Source organism: Pseudomonas rosaeacicularis (assembly GCF_057128745.1).
The window spans coordinates 424-1289 of record NZ_JBSKHT010000037.1; the positions used below are offsets into that span (position 1 = coordinate 424).

Sequence of the window (866 nt, forward strand, 5' to 3'; positions counted from 1 at the left end):
CCTCGCGAACAAGTTCGCTCCTACAGACTTGCGCCGTGCACACGTTCTGTAGGAGACAACTTGTTGGCGAGCCAGACGCTGCGGTGTTTCAGGCACGCCGCCTCGCGAACAAGGGTAGCGGCCAAAGCGTCACACCCATATCGCGTCCCAGAGCGGATAATCACCAAGTCGACTTACCAACCTCGCCCGTAAGGGATTCGCGACGATATAACGCGCCACGCTTTGTATGTCCTCGTCGTACCGAATCCCCCGGTCATGAAATCCTTTTTGCCATATGCGCCCCTGGCCTTGGGTAGCCCTATTGACCGCAATCGAGCTTCGAGCTTTGACCCGTTTCAATAAAGCGTCCAGAGAACCGGACTTGAGTTCAAACAACCAATGAAAATGATCCGGCATCACCACCCACGCAAGTGATTAAACCAATTTATCCTGTTCAGCAGCTCGAAATTCTCGGACGACCAATCGACCGGAACACCAATCTTTGAACAACGGGATACGTCCCTCTGTGACCGACGTTACGCTGTAGATACGGCCAATTTCAGAGAAACGACCTTTTCGAAGACGATGGCTGTATTCCTGGCGCATCGATGTATGACCCTCCATGGCACATAAACGAGAGCCCGAGAATCTACAGGTGAAGGTATAGATGCTCTATGAGTGCTGTTTTCCTGAATGTTTCTGAACCAGCCCCCCCCTCGCGAACAAGTTCGCTCCTACAGATTGAGCCGTGCTCGCACTCTGTAGGAGCCAACTTGTTGGCGAGCCAGACGCTACGGTGTGTCAGGCAAACCGCCTCGCGAACAAGTTCGCTCCTACAGACTTGAGCCGTGCACGCACTCTGTAGGAGACAACTTGTTGGCGAGCCA

The 866-nt window shown here is 53.6% G+C and carries 1 pseudogene; it reads right to left on the minus strand.

Going from position 1 to position 866, the window contains the following annotated elements:
* Positions 1–129: 129 nt before the first annotated feature.
* Positions 130–585, minus strand: a pseudogene (locus ACWKWM_RS27825) (REP-associated tyrosine transposase).
* Between the last annotated feature and the right edge of the window lie 281 nt (positions 586–866).